Annotated in this window: 15 protein-coding genes; 13 read left to right on the forward strand and 2 right to left on the reverse strand. The window is 70.5% G+C overall.

The features are described from left to right. Positions 1–7 precede the first annotated feature (7 nt). Entirely contained in the window at positions 8–1072 is a 1065-nt protein-coding gene (locus tag ACLF3M_RS33280) for a TRAP transporter substrate-binding protein (protein ID WP_430661322.1), read from the reverse strand. Between the two features lie 177 nt (positions 1073–1249). Further along, positions 1250–2497, reverse strand: a complete 1248-nt coding sequence (locus tag ACLF3M_RS33285; protein ID WP_430661323.1) for a Coenzyme F420 hydrogenase/dehydrogenase, beta subunit C-terminal domain — start codon at positions 2495–2497, stop codon at positions 1250–1252. A gap of 70 nt (positions 2498–2567) precedes the next feature. Here ACLF3M_RS33285 and ACLF3M_RS33290 point away from each other — a divergent pair, with 70 nt between their 5' ends. The 13 genes from ACLF3M_RS33290 (at position 2568) to ACLF3M_RS33350 (ending at position 17300) form a co-directional block, all read left to right on the forward strand. Beyond that, positions 2568–3002, forward strand: coding sequence for an OsmC family protein (locus tag ACLF3M_RS33290; protein WP_430661324.1), 435 nt, complete (start codon positions 2568–2570; stop codon positions 3000–3002). Positions 3003–3100: 98 nt separating this feature from the next. Continuing rightward, entirely contained in the window at positions 3101–4711 is a 1611-nt protein-coding gene (locus ACLF3M_RS33295; protein ID WP_430661325.1) for an ABC transporter substrate-binding protein, read from the forward strand. Positions 4712–4713: 2 nt separating this feature from the next. Beyond that, complete coding sequence (locus tag ACLF3M_RS33300; protein WP_430661326.1) at positions 4714–5745, forward strand: ABC transporter ATP-binding protein; 1032 nt, start codon at positions 4714–4716, stop codon at positions 5743–5745. Then, the gene (locus ACLF3M_RS33305) at positions 5742–6719 is read left to right on the forward strand and encodes an ABC transporter ATP-binding protein (RefSeq protein WP_430661327.1); all 978 of its coding nucleotides are present in this window, start codon (positions 5742–5744) and stop codon (positions 6717–6719) included. Before ACLF3M_RS33300 ends, ACLF3M_RS33305 begins: the two co-directional genes overlap by 4 nt. 2 nt (positions 6720–6721) lie before the next feature. Then, on the forward strand, positions 6722–7675 hold the full coding sequence (locus ACLF3M_RS33310; protein WP_430661328.1) for an ABC transporter permease: 954 nt from the start codon (positions 6722–6724) through the stop codon (positions 7673–7675). Further along, the gene (locus tag ACLF3M_RS33315) at positions 7672–8562 is read left to right on the forward strand and encodes an ABC transporter permease (protein ID WP_430661329.1); all 891 of its coding nucleotides are present in this window, start codon (positions 7672–7674) and stop codon (positions 8560–8562) included. Before ACLF3M_RS33310 ends, ACLF3M_RS33315 begins: the two co-directional genes overlap by 4 nt. A gap of 48 nt (positions 8563–8610) precedes the next feature. Continuing rightward, positions 8611–9495, forward strand: a complete 885-nt coding sequence (gene speB, locus ACLF3M_RS33320; RefSeq protein ID WP_430661330.1) for an agmatinase — start codon at positions 8611–8613, stop codon at positions 9493–9495. Between the two features lie 509 nt (positions 9496–10004). Further along, entirely contained in the window at positions 10005–11207 is a 1203-nt protein-coding gene (locus ACLF3M_RS33325; protein WP_430661331.1) for a type III PLP-dependent enzyme, read from the forward strand. Positions 11208–11244: 37 nt separating this feature from the next. Continuing rightward, positions 11245–12663, forward strand: coding sequence for a homospermidine synthase (locus ACLF3M_RS33330; RefSeq protein WP_430661332.1), 1419 nt, complete (start codon positions 11245–11247; stop codon positions 12661–12663). A gap of 89 nt (positions 12664–12752) precedes the next feature. After that, positions 12753–14351 carry an ABC transporter substrate-binding protein gene (locus tag ACLF3M_RS33335; RefSeq protein ID WP_430661333.1) on the forward strand — a complete coding sequence of 533 codons (1599 nt, stop codon included), beginning with the start codon at positions 12753–12755 and terminating at the stop codon, positions 14349–14351. Next, complete coding sequence (locus tag ACLF3M_RS33340; RefSeq protein WP_430661334.1) at positions 14348–15226, forward strand: alpha/beta hydrolase; 879 nt, start codon at positions 14348–14350, stop codon at positions 15224–15226. Before ACLF3M_RS33335 ends, ACLF3M_RS33340 begins: the two co-directional genes overlap by 4 nt. Positions 15227–15381: 155 nt before the next feature. Then, complete coding sequence (gene denD, locus ACLF3M_RS33345) at positions 15382–16362, forward strand: D-erythronate dehydrogenase (protein WP_430661335.1); 981 nt, start codon at positions 15382–15384, stop codon at positions 16360–16362. Next, a complete protein-coding gene (locus tag ACLF3M_RS33350) occupies positions 16359–17300 on the forward strand; it encodes a 2-hydroxyacid dehydrogenase (RefSeq protein ID WP_430661336.1) in 942 nt (313 codons plus the stop codon). The genes denD and ACLF3M_RS33350 overlap by 4 nt, the downstream gene beginning before the upstream one ends. Positions 17301–17307: the final 7 nt, after the last annotated feature.

The raw sequence follows: 17307 nt of genomic DNA on the forward strand, positions 1-17307 counted from the left end.
CGGGCTGCTACTCGGCGCGCGCGCGCAGCCCGACGGCCGGCGCGAGGTGGGTGTTCCAGGCGTCCACGCAATCCGGCCCGCAGCGCCCGACCCAGCGCGGCAGCACGACCTGGTCGAGCAGCTGGCGCCGCCGCTCGGCGTCGGCGGCACTGACGGGGACGATCTGCATCGTCCCGCGGCGCGCCAGCGAACAGGCGGGCAGGCCGGCATTGCAGGCCAGGCCCTCGCCGGTCTCGCGGTCAGCGGCTTCCCAGATCTGGCCCTCGAGGTCGGCGACGCCCTCGCGGATCAGGGTCTGGATGTCCAGCGGCAGCGCGGCCCAGGCGTTGACGTTGGCGCCGAAGATCGAAAGGCCCCAGCTGACCGCCATGGTGTGGACATGGCTCGTCGCCTCGAACAGTCCGATGGCGTGGCCGGACAGCGTGCCGGTGATCGCGCATTCCACCGTGCCGGCGCGGAAGGCGGCCATGATCTCCGCGAAGGGGGTGACAACGGCGGTGCCGCCCAGCGCCTCGATCAGCTCGGACTGGCTGACGGAGGAGGTGCGCACGCGCCGTCCGCGCAGGTCGTTCAGGCCGCCGAAGGCGCGCGCGCAGAACACGACCTGCGCGGGATAGGTGTAGATGCCGAGCAGCTCGATCCCGTAGCGGTCGCGCAGCAGCTCTTCCAGGTGTGGGCGATAGGCCGCGACGTTGCGGCGCAGCGTCGAGATGTCGGGCGAGAGCGCCGGCAGGTCCACCGCGTTGAACTCGGGCTCCTCGGTCGCGGCGATGGGCAGGATGACCGTGCCGAAGGGCACGACCCCGAGGCGCATGAGCTGCAGCATTTCCTGACCCCGGATGCCGCTGCGGTCGAAAGGGGCGATCTCCACCGCGATGCGGCCGCCAGCCATCTCCGGGATGCGCTGGCGCCAGAAGGGGTCCTCGAACCGGACGAACTGGCTGACATCGGCCAGGCCGCCGATGACCTTGATGCGCAGCGGCGGGTCGGCGGCGACGGCGGGCCCGCCCAGGCAGACGAGCAGCAGCGCGAGGAGGATCGCGGGCAGGCTCCGGCGGCGTGCCGTCGGCATGGGGCCTCTCCTTTCGGCTCGGGGCGCAGGCGACTGCGTGCGGACCCGGGCTCCGCCACGCCTCATAGCAGTTTTTCTCGCGGGATCAGCAACTCTGACGCGAATTGACACTTGGCTTCCGTCCACTGACCGGCCCGTTGGCACCGATCCTGGGACAAAGTTGTGAAATTTCCGTCATTAGCCGCGGGGCGGCCTGACCGGCTGCTCGGCATCGCGCGGCGCCAGGCCATAGGGCGCGACCAGGGCCCAGACATGCGCCGGGACCATGCTGCGGAGCCGCCGCGGCGCCATCTGGCGGAGATAGAGGACCGACTCCGCCGCCTTCATCTCCACCCGCGTGCGGGCGAATTCCAGGCCCTTCGGCCCGACCCGCGGCATCAGCCAGCTCATGAGGGGGCGCAGCCAGCCCGGCATCCGGCGCAGCGGCAGCCCGCCGGCGGCCCGTTCGGTGTTGGCGATGAAGCCCTTCACGGACCCCGCGCGCCGGCCCGAGGAGGCGGGCGCGGAGAGCGCCGTCTCGGGCTCGATAAGGCGGAGCAGTTCCTCCCCCCGCTCGTTGCGGACCAGCAGCCACTGCGCGCCCGTGCCGCCCATGTAGCCGACCGTGATGTCGGCCAGCACGTTGGTGTAGTCCACGCAGGTCCGGCAGGTCAGCGGGAAGAAGTCGGACGGCAGCCGGCTGATCGGCAGCTGCAGGAAGGGGATGGTGCGGACGCGGCCATCGGCGTGGCGGATCTCGACGCGGAAATCGGCGCGGAACTCGAGGTAGGTGACGGAAGCCGGGTCGGGATCGAGCAGGTCGAGGAAGCGGTGAAACATCTCGGTGGTCGTGTTGTCCGAACACGGCGTGCCGACGACGTAGAGGCGATCGAGGCCAAGCTCCGCCTCGATCGCGCGCAGCGCGTGGACCTGGCAGGGAATGCCGATCACCGCGATGCGGCGATGTCCGGCGGCGACGGCCGGTTCCAGCAGCGCCAGCAGCGGCGCGAAGCCCATCTTCATGCCGCGGCAGGCCGCCATGTCGGCGGGGTCGGTGACGATGACCGGGCGCGGCTTCCAGCGGTCATCGGGGTCGGCGGCCATGGCCAGGACGGCGGTGACCGCACCGGTCTCGAGCAGCCTCTCGCCGAGCCGGGTCGCGATGCCCGTCCATTGCGCGCCTTCCCGCGGGGTGGACATGGCGGCGCGGAGCATCCGGCGGAAGGGGCCGAAATGCAGCTCGTCCGGCCGGTCGGGGTCACGCGCGCGGCCATGCACGCGCGACTCCAGCGCGGGGTAGTCCGGGCGGAGGAACTGGCAGGCCTGGCCGCAGGCCTTGGCCATCGGTGTGCGGGAAAGGCCGCAATCCGTGCAGAGCGCGCGCGGCAGCGGCTCGGCGAGGGGCGGCGTCCAGGGCCCGGGCCCGGCCACGAGGTCGTGAGGCATCGAGCGGGAGGCTAGAGGCACGCGGCCGCGCCTGTCACGCTTCCCGTCCTCGGAAGCAAGGGAGCGAGCGATGGCGACGATCAGGCGCGAGGCCTCGGCGAAGTGGCAGGGCGCGGGGAAGGATGGGCAGGGGACGTTGACCACCCCGTCCGGGACGCTGCGCGAGACGCCCTATTCCTTTCACACAAGGTTCGAGGATGGGCAGGGCACGAACCCGGAGGAGCTGATCGCGGCGGCGCATGCCGGCTGCTTCTCCATGGCGCTCGCCTTCCAGCTCTCCGGCGCCGGGCATCCCCCGCAGGAACTCGCCACCACGGCGAGGCTGACGATGCAGCAGGAAGGCGGGGGCTGGCGCATCGCCACCATCGCGCTGCAGCTGCGCGCGAAGGTGCCTGGCATCGACAAGGCGAAGTTCGACGAGCTTGCCGCGGCGGCCAAGGCGAACTGCCCGGTCAGCAAGGTGCTGAACGCGGAGATCACGCTGGACGCGACGCTGGAGGGGTAGCCGGCGCCTCGACGCAATCGGTTGCTGGTGGCACGCGCCTTGCCTTGCGCGGGGCACGCGCCTGCGAAGCGCGGGGCCACCAACACCGGGAGTTCGTCATGTCGCTGTCGCGCCGCGCCCTCATGGGCGCTTCGGGCCTTGCCGTCCTGCCTGGAATTTGGGCACCGACGCCCGCCGAGGCCCAGGCCGAGCGCGTCATCCGCTACGGCATCTCCATGGCGGACATCCCGCAGACCACGGGCCAGCCCGACCGCGGTGCCGGCGCCTATCAGTTCACCGGCCATTCCATCTACGACCCGCTGATCGCCTGGGAGATGGACGTCGCGGACCGCCCGGGGAAGCTGGTGCCGGGTCTCGCGACGAGCTGGGAGACCGATCCCGCCGACCGGAAGAAGTGGGTGCTGCGGTTGCGAACCGGCGTCACCTTCCATGACGGCTCCGCCTTCGACGCCGACGCGGTGATCTGGAACTTCGAGAAGGTGATGAACCCGCAGGCGCCGCATTTCGATCAGCGCCAGGCCGCGCAGGTCCGCCCGCGCCTGCCCTCTCTGGCGTCGTGGCGCAAGGTCGACGCGACGACGGTGGAGCTGACCACGAAGTCCGTGGACAGCCTGTTCCCGTACCAGCTGCTGTGGTTCCTGGTCTCCTCCCCGGCGCAATACGAGAAGGTCGGGCGGAGCTGGGAGCGCTTCGCGATGGAGCCGTCCGGCACCGGACCCTTCCGCTTGGCGCGGCTGGTGCCGCGGGAACGCGCGGAGCTCGTGAAGAACACGGCCTATTGGCACCCGAACCGTGTGCCGAAGGTCGATCGCGTCGTGCTGGTCTGCGCGCCGGATGCGGTGACGCGCACCAATGCCCTGCTTTCGGGCCAGGTGGACATGATCGAGACGCCGGCGCTCGACATGGTCCCCCAACTGCAGCGCGCGGGAATGCGGCTGGTGGAGAATGTCACGCCGCATGTCTGGAACTACCATCTGAGCCTGCTGGACGGCTCGCCGTGGCGCGACCTGCGCCTGCGCCGCGCAGCGAACCTCGCAATCAACCGCGCCGACATCGTGCAGCTGCTGAACGGGCTGGCGAAGCCGGCCGAGGGCGTGGTGGACCGCTCCTCGCCGTGGTTCGGCAATCCGAGCTTCCAGGTGAAGTACGACCCGAACGAGGCGCGGCGGCTGATCCGGGAAGCCGGGTTCAGCCCGCAGAACCCGCTGCGCACGCGCTTCATCGTGGCGACCGGCGGGTCGGGTCAGATGCTTTCGATGCCGATGAACGAATACATCCAGCAGGCCTGGCGCGAGGTCGGCATCGCGGTCGAGTTCCAGCCGGTGGAGCTCGAGGTGCTCTACACCGCCTGGCGGAACGGCGCGGCGCATGAGTCGATGCGCGGGATCACCGCGAACAACGTGGCCTATGTGACGTCGGATCCGCTCTACGCGCTGGTACGCTTCTTCCACTCCAACCAGATCGCGCCGACAGGGGTGAACTGGTCGCATTACCGCGACGCCGATACCGATGCGCTGATCGACCAGGCCATGCAGAGCTTCGATTCCGCGGAGCAGGACCGGCTGATGGCCCGCGTGCATGAGCGCGTGGTGGACCAGGCGTTGCTGGTCTTTGTGGTGCACGACACCAACCCGCATGTGCTGGGGCGGAACGTGCGCGGCTATGTCCAGGCGCAGCACTGGTTCCAGGACCTGACGACGCTGTCCTGACCATGTCCGACCTGGTGTTGCCGGCGCTGCCCGACCTGGGCGGGCCCGCCCAGCCGATGCTATCCGTGCGCGGCCTCGCGAGGCACTTTCCGCTGAAAGGCAAGGGCGGCGTCGTCCGCGCGGTGGACGGGCTCGACTTCGACATCCTGAAGGGCGAGACGCTGGGCCTGGTCGGCGAGAGCGGCTGCGGCAAGTCCACGGCGTCTAGGTTGATTATGGCGCTGATTGAGCCGAGCGCGGGCGAGGTCGTCTTCGACGGCCGCGTCGTCGGATCGCGCGAGATGCCGCTTAAGGAATACCGCCGTCAGGTGCAGATGGTCTTCCAGGACAGCTACGCCTCGCTCAACCCCCGCCTGACCATCGCGGATTCCATCGCCTTCGGCCCTACCGTGCACGGCGTCGCGAAACGCGATGCGTTGCGGCGCGCGGAGGAACTGCTGGAAGCCGTGGGCCTGAACCCCGGGCAGTTCGGGCGGCGCTATCCGCATGAGCTTTCGGGCGGGCAGCGGCAGCGCGTGAACATCGCGCGCGCTCTGGCGCTGCGGCCGCGGCTGCTGATCCTGGACGAGCCCGTCAGCGCGCTCGACAAGTCGGTTGAGGCGCAGGTGCTGAACCTGCTGACGGAACTCAAGGAGCGCTTCGGCCTCACCTACCTGTTCATCAGCCACGATCTGAACGTTGTGCAGTACATGGCGGACAGGCTGCTGGTGATGTATCTCGGCAGGGCCGTCGAGATCGGCCCGATGGAGGCGATCTATGCCGCGGCCGCGCATCCCTACACCGCGGCGCTGCTGGACAGCCGCCCGTCCATGGATCCGGACCGCCGGCGCGAGGAACCGCCGCTGACCGGCGATCCGCCGAACCCCGTGAACCCGCCCTCGGGCTGCCGTTTTCGGACGCGCTGTACCTTGGCCGAGGGCGTCTGCGCCGAGGTCATCCCGCCGCTGGCGCCGGCGCCGGGCGGCCAGCTCGCGGCCTGCCTGATGGTCACGCCTGGCAGCGGGCACTCGGCCGCGGAGCGTTTTGCGGCATGACCGAACCGCTGGTCCATGTGCGCGACCTCCAAATCCGCTTCGTCACCCGCGATGCGACGGTGCATGCGGTCAATGGCGTCGACTTCGACCTGGCGCCGCAGGAGGCGCTCTGCATCCTCGGCGAGTCCGGATCGGGCAAGTCGGTGACGCTGCGCGCGCTGATGCGGCTGAACCCGGCGCGGCGGACGCAGATGACCGGCACAGTCCGCGTCGCCGGGCACGACATCGCCGGCGCGTCGGAGCGGAAGATGGAGGACATCCGCGGCGGCGTCGTCTCCATGATCTTCCAGGAGCCTATGACCGCGCTCGACCCCGTCTTCACCGTCGGCCGCCAGATTACCGAGACGATCCGCCGCCACGAGCGCGGCGTGAGCCAGGCCGATGCGGAACGCCGCGCGCTGGAGCTGTTCGAACTCGTGCAGATCCCCTCGGCGCAGCGTCGCCTCGCGGCCTATCCGCATGAGCTGTCGGGAGGCCTGCGCCAGCGCGCGATGATCGCCATGGCGCTGTCCTGCCGGCCGAAGCTGCTGCTGGCCGATGAACCCACCACGGCGCTGGACGCCACCGTCCAGATCCAGATCCTGCTGCTGCTGCGCCGGCTGCAGCAGGAACTCGGGATGGGCGTGATCTTCGTCACCCATGATCTCGGCGTTGCCAGCGAAGTCGCGGACCGCATCGCCGTCATGTATGCCGGCCGCTTCGTGGAGGAGGGACCGGTCTCCGCCCTGCTGCGATCCCCGCTGCACCCCTATGCGCAGGGGCTGCTGGAAGCCACCGTCCATGCGAGGATGCGCGGCAAGCCGCTGGCCACCATCCCCGGCGCCCCGCCGAACCTGGAACAGCTGCCGCGCGGCTGCGCCTTCGCGCCGCGTTGCGGCTATGCGGAGCCGTCCTGCCTGACGCACGCGCCCGAACCTCGGCGGCCCCAGCCCGGCCGCGCCGCACGCTGTCTGATGGTGCCGGAGGCGGCCTGACGATGCTGACCTATCTGCTGCGCCGCGTGCTCTACGCCGTGCCGATCTCACTCGCCGTCAGCCTGGTCTGTTTCCTGCTGGTGCATATCGCGCCGGGCGATCCCGTCAGCGCCATCGCGCCGGCCGATGCGCCGGCCGAGGTGGTGGCGCAGATCCGCCGCGATTACGGCCTCGATCGCACGCTGCCCGAGCAGTTCGGCATCTGGGTCTGGCGCGCGCTGCATGGCGATCTCGGCAAGTCGCTCGGCACCGGTCGGCCCGTGCTGGACGAGGTGCGCGCGGCCGTCGGCAACACCGTGATGCTGGCGCTGGTGGCGTCGGCGATCGGCTTCGCCCTCGGCATGACCTTCGGCGCGATAGCCGGCGCGCTGCGCAGGACCGTCGTGGACAAGCTCGCGGTCGGGCTGGCTTCGGCCGGCGTGTCGGTGCCGCATTACTGGCTGGGGATGGTGCTGGTGGTGGTGTTCAGCGTGACGCTCGGCCTGCTGCCCGCGATGGGGGCGGGACCGGGCAGCTCCGCGGATTGGGCGCCGGACTGGGAGCACATCAGGTTCCTCGTCCTGCCGGCCGTCACGCTTTCTGTCATCCCGATGGGCATCGTAACGCGGACCGTCCGCGGCGCGGTGGCCGAAATTCTTGGCCAGGATTTCGTGACGACGCTGCGCGGCAAGGGGCTGCGGCGCGGCGGGATCGCCTGGCATGTCGTGAAGAACGCCGCGCCCGGCGTGCTCGCGGTGATGGGGCTGCAGCTCGGCTACCTCATGGGCGGATCGATCCTGGTGGAGACCGTGTTCTCCTGGCCCGGCACGGGCCTGCTGCTGAACAGCGCGATCTTCCAGCGCGACATCCCGCTGCTGCAGGGCACGATCCTGGTGCTGGCGCTGTTCTTCGTCGTGCTGAACCTGGCGGTGGACATACTGCAGACGCTGCTCGATCCCAGGATCCGGCGGGCATGACGCCGATGCCGCAAGCCGTCCCGGGCGCCGCCACGCCGGCGCCGCGTGCGCGGGGCTACTGGCACGGCGTGGCGCGCCGCCTCTCGCGCGATCCCGTCACACTGGTCTGCGGCGGCATCCTGCTGGCCATGTTCGTCGCGATCCTGCTCGCACCTTGGATCGCGCCCCATGATCCCTTCCAGACCAGCATGATCCGGCGGCTGCGCCCCATCGGCTTCCCTAACCATCCGCTCGGGACGGACGAACTCGGGCGGGACATGCTGACGCGGCTTCTCTATGGCGGGCGGCTGTCCTGGTTCCTCGGCATCACGCCGGTGCTGATCGCCTTCGCCGTCGGCGGCGCGCTCGGCGTACTTGCGGGCTTCGCGGGGGGCTGGGTGAACATGGCGATCATGCGCACCACCGACGTGTTCTACGCCTTCCCCTCGGTCCTGCTGGCGGTCGCGGTCAGCGGGGCGCTGGGGCCCGGCGTGTCGAACGCGATGTTCGCGCTGACGCTGGTCTTCATCCCGCAGATCATCCGCGTGGCGGAGAGCACGACGACCTCCGTCCGCAATCTCGATTACGTCGAGGCCGCGCGGGCGACCGGGGCAGGGGCGTTGTCCATCGTGCGGGTGCATGTGCTGCCCAACGTGCTGGGACCGGTCTTCGTCTATGCGACGAGCCTGATCAGCGTCTCCATGATCCTGGCCTCGGGCCTGTCCTTCCTCGGACTCGGGACGCGGCCGCCGGAGGCGGAGTGGGGGCTGATGCTGAATACGCTGCGGACGGCGATCTACAGCCAGCCGCTGATTGCGATTCTCCCCGGGCTCTGCATCTTCGCGACAAGCATCTGCTTCAACCTGCTGAGCGACGGGCTGCGCAGCGCGATGGACGTCAGGGCGTGACCTGATCTGACTGGCGCCGGGGCGCCCGATCGGGGCAGGCTGCGCGCCATGACCCTGGTCCCGACCTTCGCCACCCCTCCCGGCTTCCTCGGCCTGCCGCTGAGGGATGCCGGGGCGATCGCCATTGCCGGCGTCCCGCTCGACCTCGGCACCACAAACCGCGCCGGCACGCGTGACGGGCCGGCGGCAATCCGGCGGGCGTCGCGCATGCTGGTGGACGGCTCGCATCCCACGACGCGCGTCGATCCCCGCGCCCTGCCGCTCGCCGATGTCGGCGACTTCACCCTGGCACTCGGCGACCTCCAGGCTTCTCTGGCACTGATCGAGCAGCAGGCCGCGCAGCACGAGCACCTGGTCGCGTTGGGGGGCGAGCACGGCATCTCGCTGCCGCTGCTCCGGGCGCTGGCGAAGCGGGTCGGTGGGCCGCTCGCGCTCGTGCATTTCGACGCGCATCTCGATACCTGGCCCGAGAGCTTCGGCCAGCGATTCTCCCACGGGCAGCCCTTCTTCCACGCGCTGGAGGAGGGCGTGGTGGACCCGCGCCGCATGATCCAGATCGGCATCCGCTCGCCGGTCGAGCCCGAGATCATGGACTGGACGCGCTCGCGCGGCGTGACGGTGCTGTCGGCGCTGGACGTGCACGACACCTCGCCCGCCGCCGTGGCGGCGAAGGTGAGGGAGGTGGTGGGGGATGCGCCGGCCTATCTCTCCTTCGACATCGACGCGCTCGACCCGGCCTTCGCGCCCGGCACCGGCACGCCGGAGGTCGGCGGCCTGGCGTCGTGGCAGATGCAGGCGGTGCTGCGCCGGATCGGGGGCCTGGATTTCCGCGGCATGGACGTGGTGGAGGTCGCGCCGGCCTACGACGTCTCGGAAATCACCGCGCTCGCCGCGGCGACGGTGGCCTGGGAGTATCTCTGCAGGGCGGGGTGAGTGTCATGAACGGTAACTCTTCCGGCGTTCCTTCGAAGGAGCAGGCGACCCGCCGCGAGGCCGCGAGAGGCCGCCGAAAAACTGCTTGAAGTCCCGGAGGACCGCCGCTATTTATCCGGCCGTCGGTGCGGGGGCCTGCCCCCGCCCGGCGTTCCGACGCCATCGCACGTGCCGCGAGGCCCGCTGAAGGGCCACAAGCAACGACGGGACGCGTCTCTTGCTCAGTCCGGTCGCCAGTGGGCCGGAAGGTTCGAGGGAGCCACCTGTGTCGCCTGATCGCCGCGGCGCGAGTCCCACTCGCGATCCAGCCAGCGCCTGAGGCCATCCGCCCGGCGTGACGGCCGCACCCCGCAACGGGGCGAGCCGTCATGCCTGCGCGATGCCCATGCGCGGCGCTCCGGCAACGGAGGGCCGCGACAGGTTGCCTCGTGGCTCCCTCCTTCCCCGCCGCCGCGCCTTCGGGCCGCGGCGGCGGGGCGTCCCGCCACCTTGCGTCCGGAACTCCTGCCATGACCGACATCCGCTTCCGCGGCGCCGTCAGCGGCCCGCGTCGAACCGCCGAGAAGCTTCCCCGCTCCGTGGACGCGCTGATCGCGCGCCTGCGCCCGGAGGAGCCGGTGCACTGCCTGCGCCCGGCCGTGATGGAGAACGCGGCGCGATCCTTCCTGGCCGCCTTCCCCGGCGAGACGCTCTATGCCGTGAAGTGCAACCCGGAACCCGCGGTGCTGCGCGCGCTGTGGCGCGGCGGTGTGCGGCGCTTCGACTGCGCCTCGATCGGCGAGGTGCGGCTGGTGCGCAGCATGTTCGCGGACGCGGCGATCCACTTCATGCACCCCGTCAAGCCGCGCGGCGCGATCCGCGAGGCCTGGCAGCGCCATGGCGTGCGCGACTTCGTCCTCGACAGCGCGGAGGAGCTGGCGAAGCTGCTGGAGGAGACCGGGGAGGGCAGGGGCCTGGTCGTGCGGCTCGCGCTGCCGAAGGGCGGTGCCATGTACGACCTCTCCGGCAAGTTCGGCGCGCAGCCCGCCAACGCGGTGGCGCTGCTGCGCACGGCGCGGCCGCATGCGGCGATGCTCGGCGTCAGCTTCCATGTCGGCAGCCAGTGCCTGGAGCCTGCGGCCTATGCGCGCGCTATCGCGCTGGCGGCGTCGGTGATCCGGGAGGCCGGGGTCGCCGTGGACCTGCTCGACGTCGGTGGCGGCTTCCCTGTCGCCTATCCCGACATCGTGCCGGCGCCGCTCGCCGATTTCTGCGGCGCCATCGCCGACGCGGTGAAGGCGAACAGGCTGCAGGGCCTGGCACTCTGGGCCGAGCCGGGGCGCGCGCTGGTCGCTGCCGGCACTTCCGTCGTGCTGCAGGTGCAGCACCGCCGGGGGCTCGAGCTCTTCGTCAATGACGGCGTCTATGGCGCGCTGTCGGATGCCGGGGCGCCGGGCTTCCGCTTCCCCGTCCGGCTGCTGCGCGACAGCAGCGCCACGGAACTGCCGTTTGCCTTCTTCGGCCCGACCTGCGACAGCGCGGACCGGATGGCGGGTCCTTTCCTGCTGCCGGCCGATGTGGCCGAGGGGGACTGGATCGAGGTGGGACAGCTCGGCGCCTATGGCGCGAGCCTGCGCACCGCCTTCAACGGCTTCGACAAGGCCGGCATCGTCGAGGTCGCGGATGCGCCGCTGCTGATGACGCCGGGCTACGAGATGACGAAGGCCGCGTGAGCGGCCCTCGGTCCCCACGATAGGAGTTTTCTCTGCGATGAAGCATGTCGCCTTCCATGGCCGCCTGGTGATGCTCGGCTTCGGCTCGATCGGCCAGGGCGTGCTGCCGCTGATCCTGCGCCACATCGACTTGCCTGCCGAGAAGATCACCATCGTGACCGCCGAGCCGCGCGGGCGCGAGGTCGCGGCGGAGTACGGCATCGCCTTCGTCGAGCAGGCCGTCACGCGCGACAACATGCGCGACCTGCTGGTGCCGCGGCTGTCGAAGGGCGACTTCCTGCTGAACCTGTCGGTGGACGTCTCCTCGGTGGAGCTGATGAAGCTCTGCCAAGAGCTCGACGTGCTCTACCTCGACACGGTCGTGGAGCCTTGGGCCGGCGGCTACACCGATCCCGCGCTCACGCCCTCGCAGCGGTCGAACTACGGTATGCGCGAGGAGGCGATCGCGCTGCGCGAGGCGGCGCTCGGCGGCCCGACCTCCGTCACCGCGCATGGCGCCAACCCCGGCCTGGTCAGCCACTTCGTCAAGCAGGCGCTGCTCGACATCGCGCGCGACACCGGCGCGCCGATCGCGACGCCGCCGCCGAGCGCCGATCGCGCGGCCTGGGCCGCGGTCGCCGAGAGGCTCGGCGTCAAGGTCATCCATATCGCGGAGCGCGACACCCAGGTCGGGAACCATCCCAAGAAGCCCGGCGAGTTCGTTAATACTTGGTCGGTGGACGGCTTCGTGGGCGAGGGCAGCCAGCCCGCGGAGCTCGGTTGGGGGACGCATGAGAAGGCGCTGCCGCCCGATGGCCACCGCCACGGCTTCGGCTGCGACGCCGCGATCTACCTGATGAGGCCGGGCGCGAGCACGCGCGTGCGGAGCTGGACACCGCTCGAGGGCCCGTTCCACGGCTTCCTGATCACGCACAACGAGAGCATCTCGATGGCGGACTACTACACCGCGCGGAATGCCGAGGGGTCCGTGCGCTACCGCCCGACCGTGCACTACGCCTACCACCCCTGCGACGACGCCGTGCTGTCCATCCACGAGCTCGCCGGCAAGAACTGGGAGATGCAGCCGGAGAAGCGGCTGATGACGGACGAGATCGTCTCGGGCATGGACGAGCTGGGCGTCCTGCTGCTCGGCCACGCGAAGGGCGCCTATTGGTATGGTTCGCGCCTGACGATCGAGGAGGCGCGGCGCGTCGCCCCGCACAACAACGCGACGTCGCTGCAGGTGACGGCCGCGGTGCTGGCCGGCTTGATCTGGGCGATCGAGAATCCGCGCCGCGGCGTGGTGGAATCCGACGAGATCGACTTCGACCGCGTGCTGGCGATCTGCGCGCCCTATCTCGGCGAGGTCGTCGGCGTCTATTCCGACTGGACCCCGCTGCAGGACCGCGGGCGGCTCTTCCCGGAGGATGTGGACGCCAGCGATCCCTGGCAGTTCCGGAACATCCGGGTGACGTGACGCGCCGGTCCGGGCAGTCCATGATCCGCACGGGAGCCTCGCTCCCCCGGCAAGCGAGGGAGGCGAGCGCGGTGCGGAGGAGGGAGTGCATGCGGAACTGGTTGGCTGCTGGTGTCGCGTGCCTGCTGCTCGCGGGCCACGCGCAGGCCCAGACGCTCCGCATCGCCATGGCTGCCGAGCCGACCGCTGCCGATCCGCACCACTACGCCGCGGCGCCGAACTCGACGCTGCACGACCACGTCTTCGAATCGCTGGTCGAGCTCGACGCCCGGCTGAAGGCGCAGCCTTCGCTGGCCGTGTCCTGGTCGCGCCGTGACGACCGCACCTGGGTCTTCCGGCTCCGCCCCGGCGTGCGCTTCCACAACGGGCAGGCCTTCACCGCGGCCGACGTCGTCTTCTCCTACTGCCGGATCCTGAACAACGAGAACGAGCTCGCGGTCAGCTATTCCGCCACCGTCCGTCGCCTCGCGCGCGTCGAGGCCGAATCGCCGGACGTTGTCGTCATCGCGACGAAGGAGCCGGAGCCGCTGCTGCCCTCCGACCTGTCGGCGCTGCGCATCATCCCGCGCGGCTTGGTGGCGGACCGGCCAATCGCCTTCGATCCCGCGACGAATTGCGGCGGCCAGGGGCCCTGGCCGACGCTGGCGCAGTTCAATGACGGGGGTGCTGCGATCGGCACCGGCCCCTTCCGGATGCGCAGCTTCGGCCGCGGCGGCGCCAGCGAGCTCGTCCGCAACGATGACTACTGGGGCGAGAAGCCGACCTGGCAGACCGTTCGCCTGCAGCCCGTGACCGCGAACGGGCCGCGCATGGCAGGCCTCCTCGCCGGCGACCACGACGTCGTGGAGGCGCCGGCCACCGCCGACATCCCGCGCCTGCGGGATAACGCGAATGTCCGCCTTGCCGTCGCGCCGACCACGCGGCTGATCTTCCTTCAGATGGACCAGCGCGAGCCCGCGCCCTTCGTCAACGGCGGCAACGGGCCAAACCCGCTGCGCGATCCGCGCGTGCGCCAGGCGCTGTCGCTCTCCATCGACCGCAACGCCATCGCGCAGCGCATCATGGACGGGCTCGCGACGCCCGCCGCGCAGTTCCTGCCGGACGGCATGCGCGGCATCATCCCGGGCCTGCCCGTGCTGCCCTACGACCCTGCCCGCGCCCGCGTGCTGCTCGCCGAAGCCGGCTATCCCAACGGCTTCAGCGTGACGCTGCACGCCACCAACAACCGCTACGTCAATGACGGCCGCATCGCCCAGGCCCTGGCACAGTACTTCACCCGGATCGGCGTCCGGACGGAGGTGGATGCCATGCCGTCCAACGTCTATTTCACCCGTCGTGCGCGGCGCGACTTCTCCGTCCCGATGGGCGGCTGGTCGGCGAGCGCGGAGGAGACGCTGCTCTTCTTCCGGACCTGGATGGTGACCACCGATCGCGACCGCGGCGTCGGCACCAGCAACTACAGCGGCTGGTCGGATGCCGAGTTCGACCGCCCGGCCATGGCGTCGCTGACCACCATGGACGACGCCGCGCGCGACGGGCTGCTGCGCGATGCCAGCCGCGTCGCGCTGGACCGCATGGCGGTCATCCCCATTCATTTCGAGAGCGCCGTCTGGGCTTTCCGCCGCGGCCTGACATACCAGGGCCGCATGGACCAGACGACGCTCGCCCAGGAAATCAGGCCCGAGTGACCCCCGACCTTGCGACGGCGCTGTCCGCACCGGGCCGCGCCGCGATCCCCTGGCTGGACCCGGCCTGCGATCCCGAGCGCCCGGTCACGCTGCATTGCTACCGGCCCGAGGGCTTCACGCCCGACAGCCCCGTCGTGCTGATCCAGCACGGCATGCTGCGCAACGGCGACGAATACCGCGACTTCTGGATCCCGGCGGCGGACCGCCACGGGCTGCTGCTGGTCGCACCCACCTTCGTCGCGCTGCACTGGCCACAGGCCGAGCACTACAACAACGGCCTGGTGCTGGAGGGCGATCGCGTGCGCCCGCGCGACTCCTGGGCCTACGCCATCCCGCTGCGCGTCTTCGCGGCGCTGCAGGCCGCGGGCGTGACGCGTCGGGCGAGAGCGTATCTGTTCGGCCATTCCGCCGGCGGGCAGTTTGCGCACCGGCTTCTCTCCACGCAGAAGCACGATGCGCTGGAAGCGGTGATCGCGGGCAATGCCGGCTGGTATTCCCTGCCGACGCTCGACACGCGCTTCCCCGCGGGCCTCGGCGGCATCGGCGTGACGCACCAGGAACTCGTAAAGCTGCTGGCTTATCCCCTGACGATTCTCGCCGGCGACCAGGATACCGAGACGCAGGGCCCGTCCCTGCCATCCCAGCCCGAGGCGATCGCCCAGGGCCCACACCGCTTCGCCCGCGCGCATCACTACCTCAAGGCCGGCCAGGCCGAGGCCGCAAGGCGCAACACCGCCTGCAACTGGCGTCTGGTGCCTGTCGCCGGCATCGGGCATGACGGGGCGGCGATGTCGCGGGTTGCCGCGGCACTCTGGTTCGAGAACCGCCTGATCACGGCGGAGGAAGCCGGCGCGCAGACCGCCGGCGCGTTGTGACTTCTTGCCCTCTCCACCTGCAGGGGGGAGAGGGATGGGTGAGGGGGCGCGCAGGACGAAGAACGGGATCCTTCACCGTCACGTCCCCCTCACCCAACCTTCTCCCCCATAGGCGGGGGAGAGGGCTTCAGGACTGAAGAGGTAGGGGAAGGAAGATGCACGTCCTCGTCATCGGCGCCGCCGGCATGGTCGGCCGCAAGCTCGTCGCCCGCATCGCCAGGGATGGCGCGATCGGCGGGAAGCCGATCCGCCGCCTCAGCCTGGTGGACGTGATCGAGCCCGAGGCGCCGGACCACATCTCCTCCTCCACGGTCGCCGCCGACCTCTCCGCGCCCGGCGAGGCCGCGAAGATGGTGGCGTCCCGCCCCGACCTGATCTTCCACCTCGCCGCCATCGTCTCGGGCGAGGCGGAGGCGGAGTTCGACAAGGGCTACCGCATCAACCTCGACGGCACGCGGTATCTGTTCGAGGCCATCCGCCAGCAGGGGCTGAAGCAGCCCTACAACCCGCGCGTAGTCTTCACCTCCTCCATCGCCGTTTTCGGCGCGCCCTTCCCGGACGCCATCAACGACGAGTTCTTTACGACGCCGCTGACGAGCTACGGCACGCAGAAGGCGATCGGCGAACTGCTGCTGGCGGACTACTCCCGCCGCGGCTTCTTCGACGGCGTAGGGATCCGCCTGCCCACCATCTGCATCCGGCCGGGCAAGCCGAATAAGGCCGCGAGCGGCTTCTTCAGCTCCATCCTGCGGGAGCCGCTGGTCGGCCAGCCCGCGGTGCTGCCGGTGCCCGACACGGTGCGGCACTGGCATGCCTCGCCGCGCGCGGCGGTGGCGTTCCTGGTGCATGCCGCGACGCTGGACACGGCACCGATGGGCGCGCGGCGCAACCTGACCATGCCGGGGCTCGCCGCGACGGTCGCCGAGCAGATCGAGGCGCTGCGCCGCGTCGCGGGCGACAAGGCCGTGGCGCTGATCAGGCGGGAGCCCGACGAGACGATCGGCAAGATCGTCGCGGGCTGGCCGCGGCAGTTCGACGCCGGTCGTGCGGAGTCGCTGGGCTTCAAGGCGGAGAAGAGCTTCGACGAGATCATCCGCGTCCATGTCGAGGACGAGCTCGGGGGGAAGATCGCGTGACCAAGCCTGGCCTGCTCATCGTCGGCGAGCTGCCGGCCTGGGACCTCGAGGCACTGAGCGAGCGCTTCGACCTGCACCTCTATTACGCGGCCGAGGACAAGGCCGCGCTGCTGGCACGCGGGCGGGACACGATCCGCGCGATCTCAACCAAGGGCGAGATCGGCGCCGATGCCGCGCTGATGGACGCGCTGCCCAAGGTCGAGATCATCGCCTGCTACGGCGTGGGCTACGACCTGATCGACGTCGAGGCCGCGAAGGCGCGCGGCATCCGCGTGACGAACGCGCCGGACGTGCTGACCGAAGAAGTGGCCGACCTCGCCATCGGCCTGTTGCTGGCCGCGGCCCGGCGCATCCCGGCTGCCGACGCGTGGGTCCGCGACGGATCCTGGAAGTCCAGGGGCAGCTTCCCGCTGACCACCCGCGTCTGGGGCAAGCGCATCGGCATCGTTGGGCTGGGCCGCATCGGCGCCGCCATCGCGCGGCGCTGCGAGGCCTTCGGCATGCCGATCAGCTACAGCGCGCGGCAGATGAAGGACGTGCCCTATGCCTGGTATCCCACGCCCGCCGCGATGGCGCGTAATGTGGACATCCTGATGGTCTCCGCTGCCGGCGGCGCGGCGACGCGGGGCCTGGTGGACAAGGCGGCCATCGATGCGCTGCCCGCGGGCGCGATGTTCTGCAACGTCGCGCGGGGATCGGTGGTGGACGAGGCCGCGCTCCTCGCGGCGCTGCGCGAACGGCGCATCGCGGCGGCGGGGCTGGATGTCTTCAACAACGAACCCGCCATCGACCCGGAATTCGCGACCTTCGACCACGTGGTGCTGCAGCCCCACGCCGCGTCCGGCACGGTGGAGACGCGCAAGGCCATGGGCGCGCTGATGCGGGCGAATCTGGAAGCGCAGATGGACGGAAAGCCGCTGCCGACACCCGTCGCCTGAACCGAGG

The organism is Falsiroseomonas sp. HW251 (assembly GCF_050563545.1).
In the GTDB taxonomy this organism is placed as follows: Bacteria; Pseudomonadota; Alphaproteobacteria; order Acetobacterales; family Acetobacteraceae; genus Falsiroseomonas.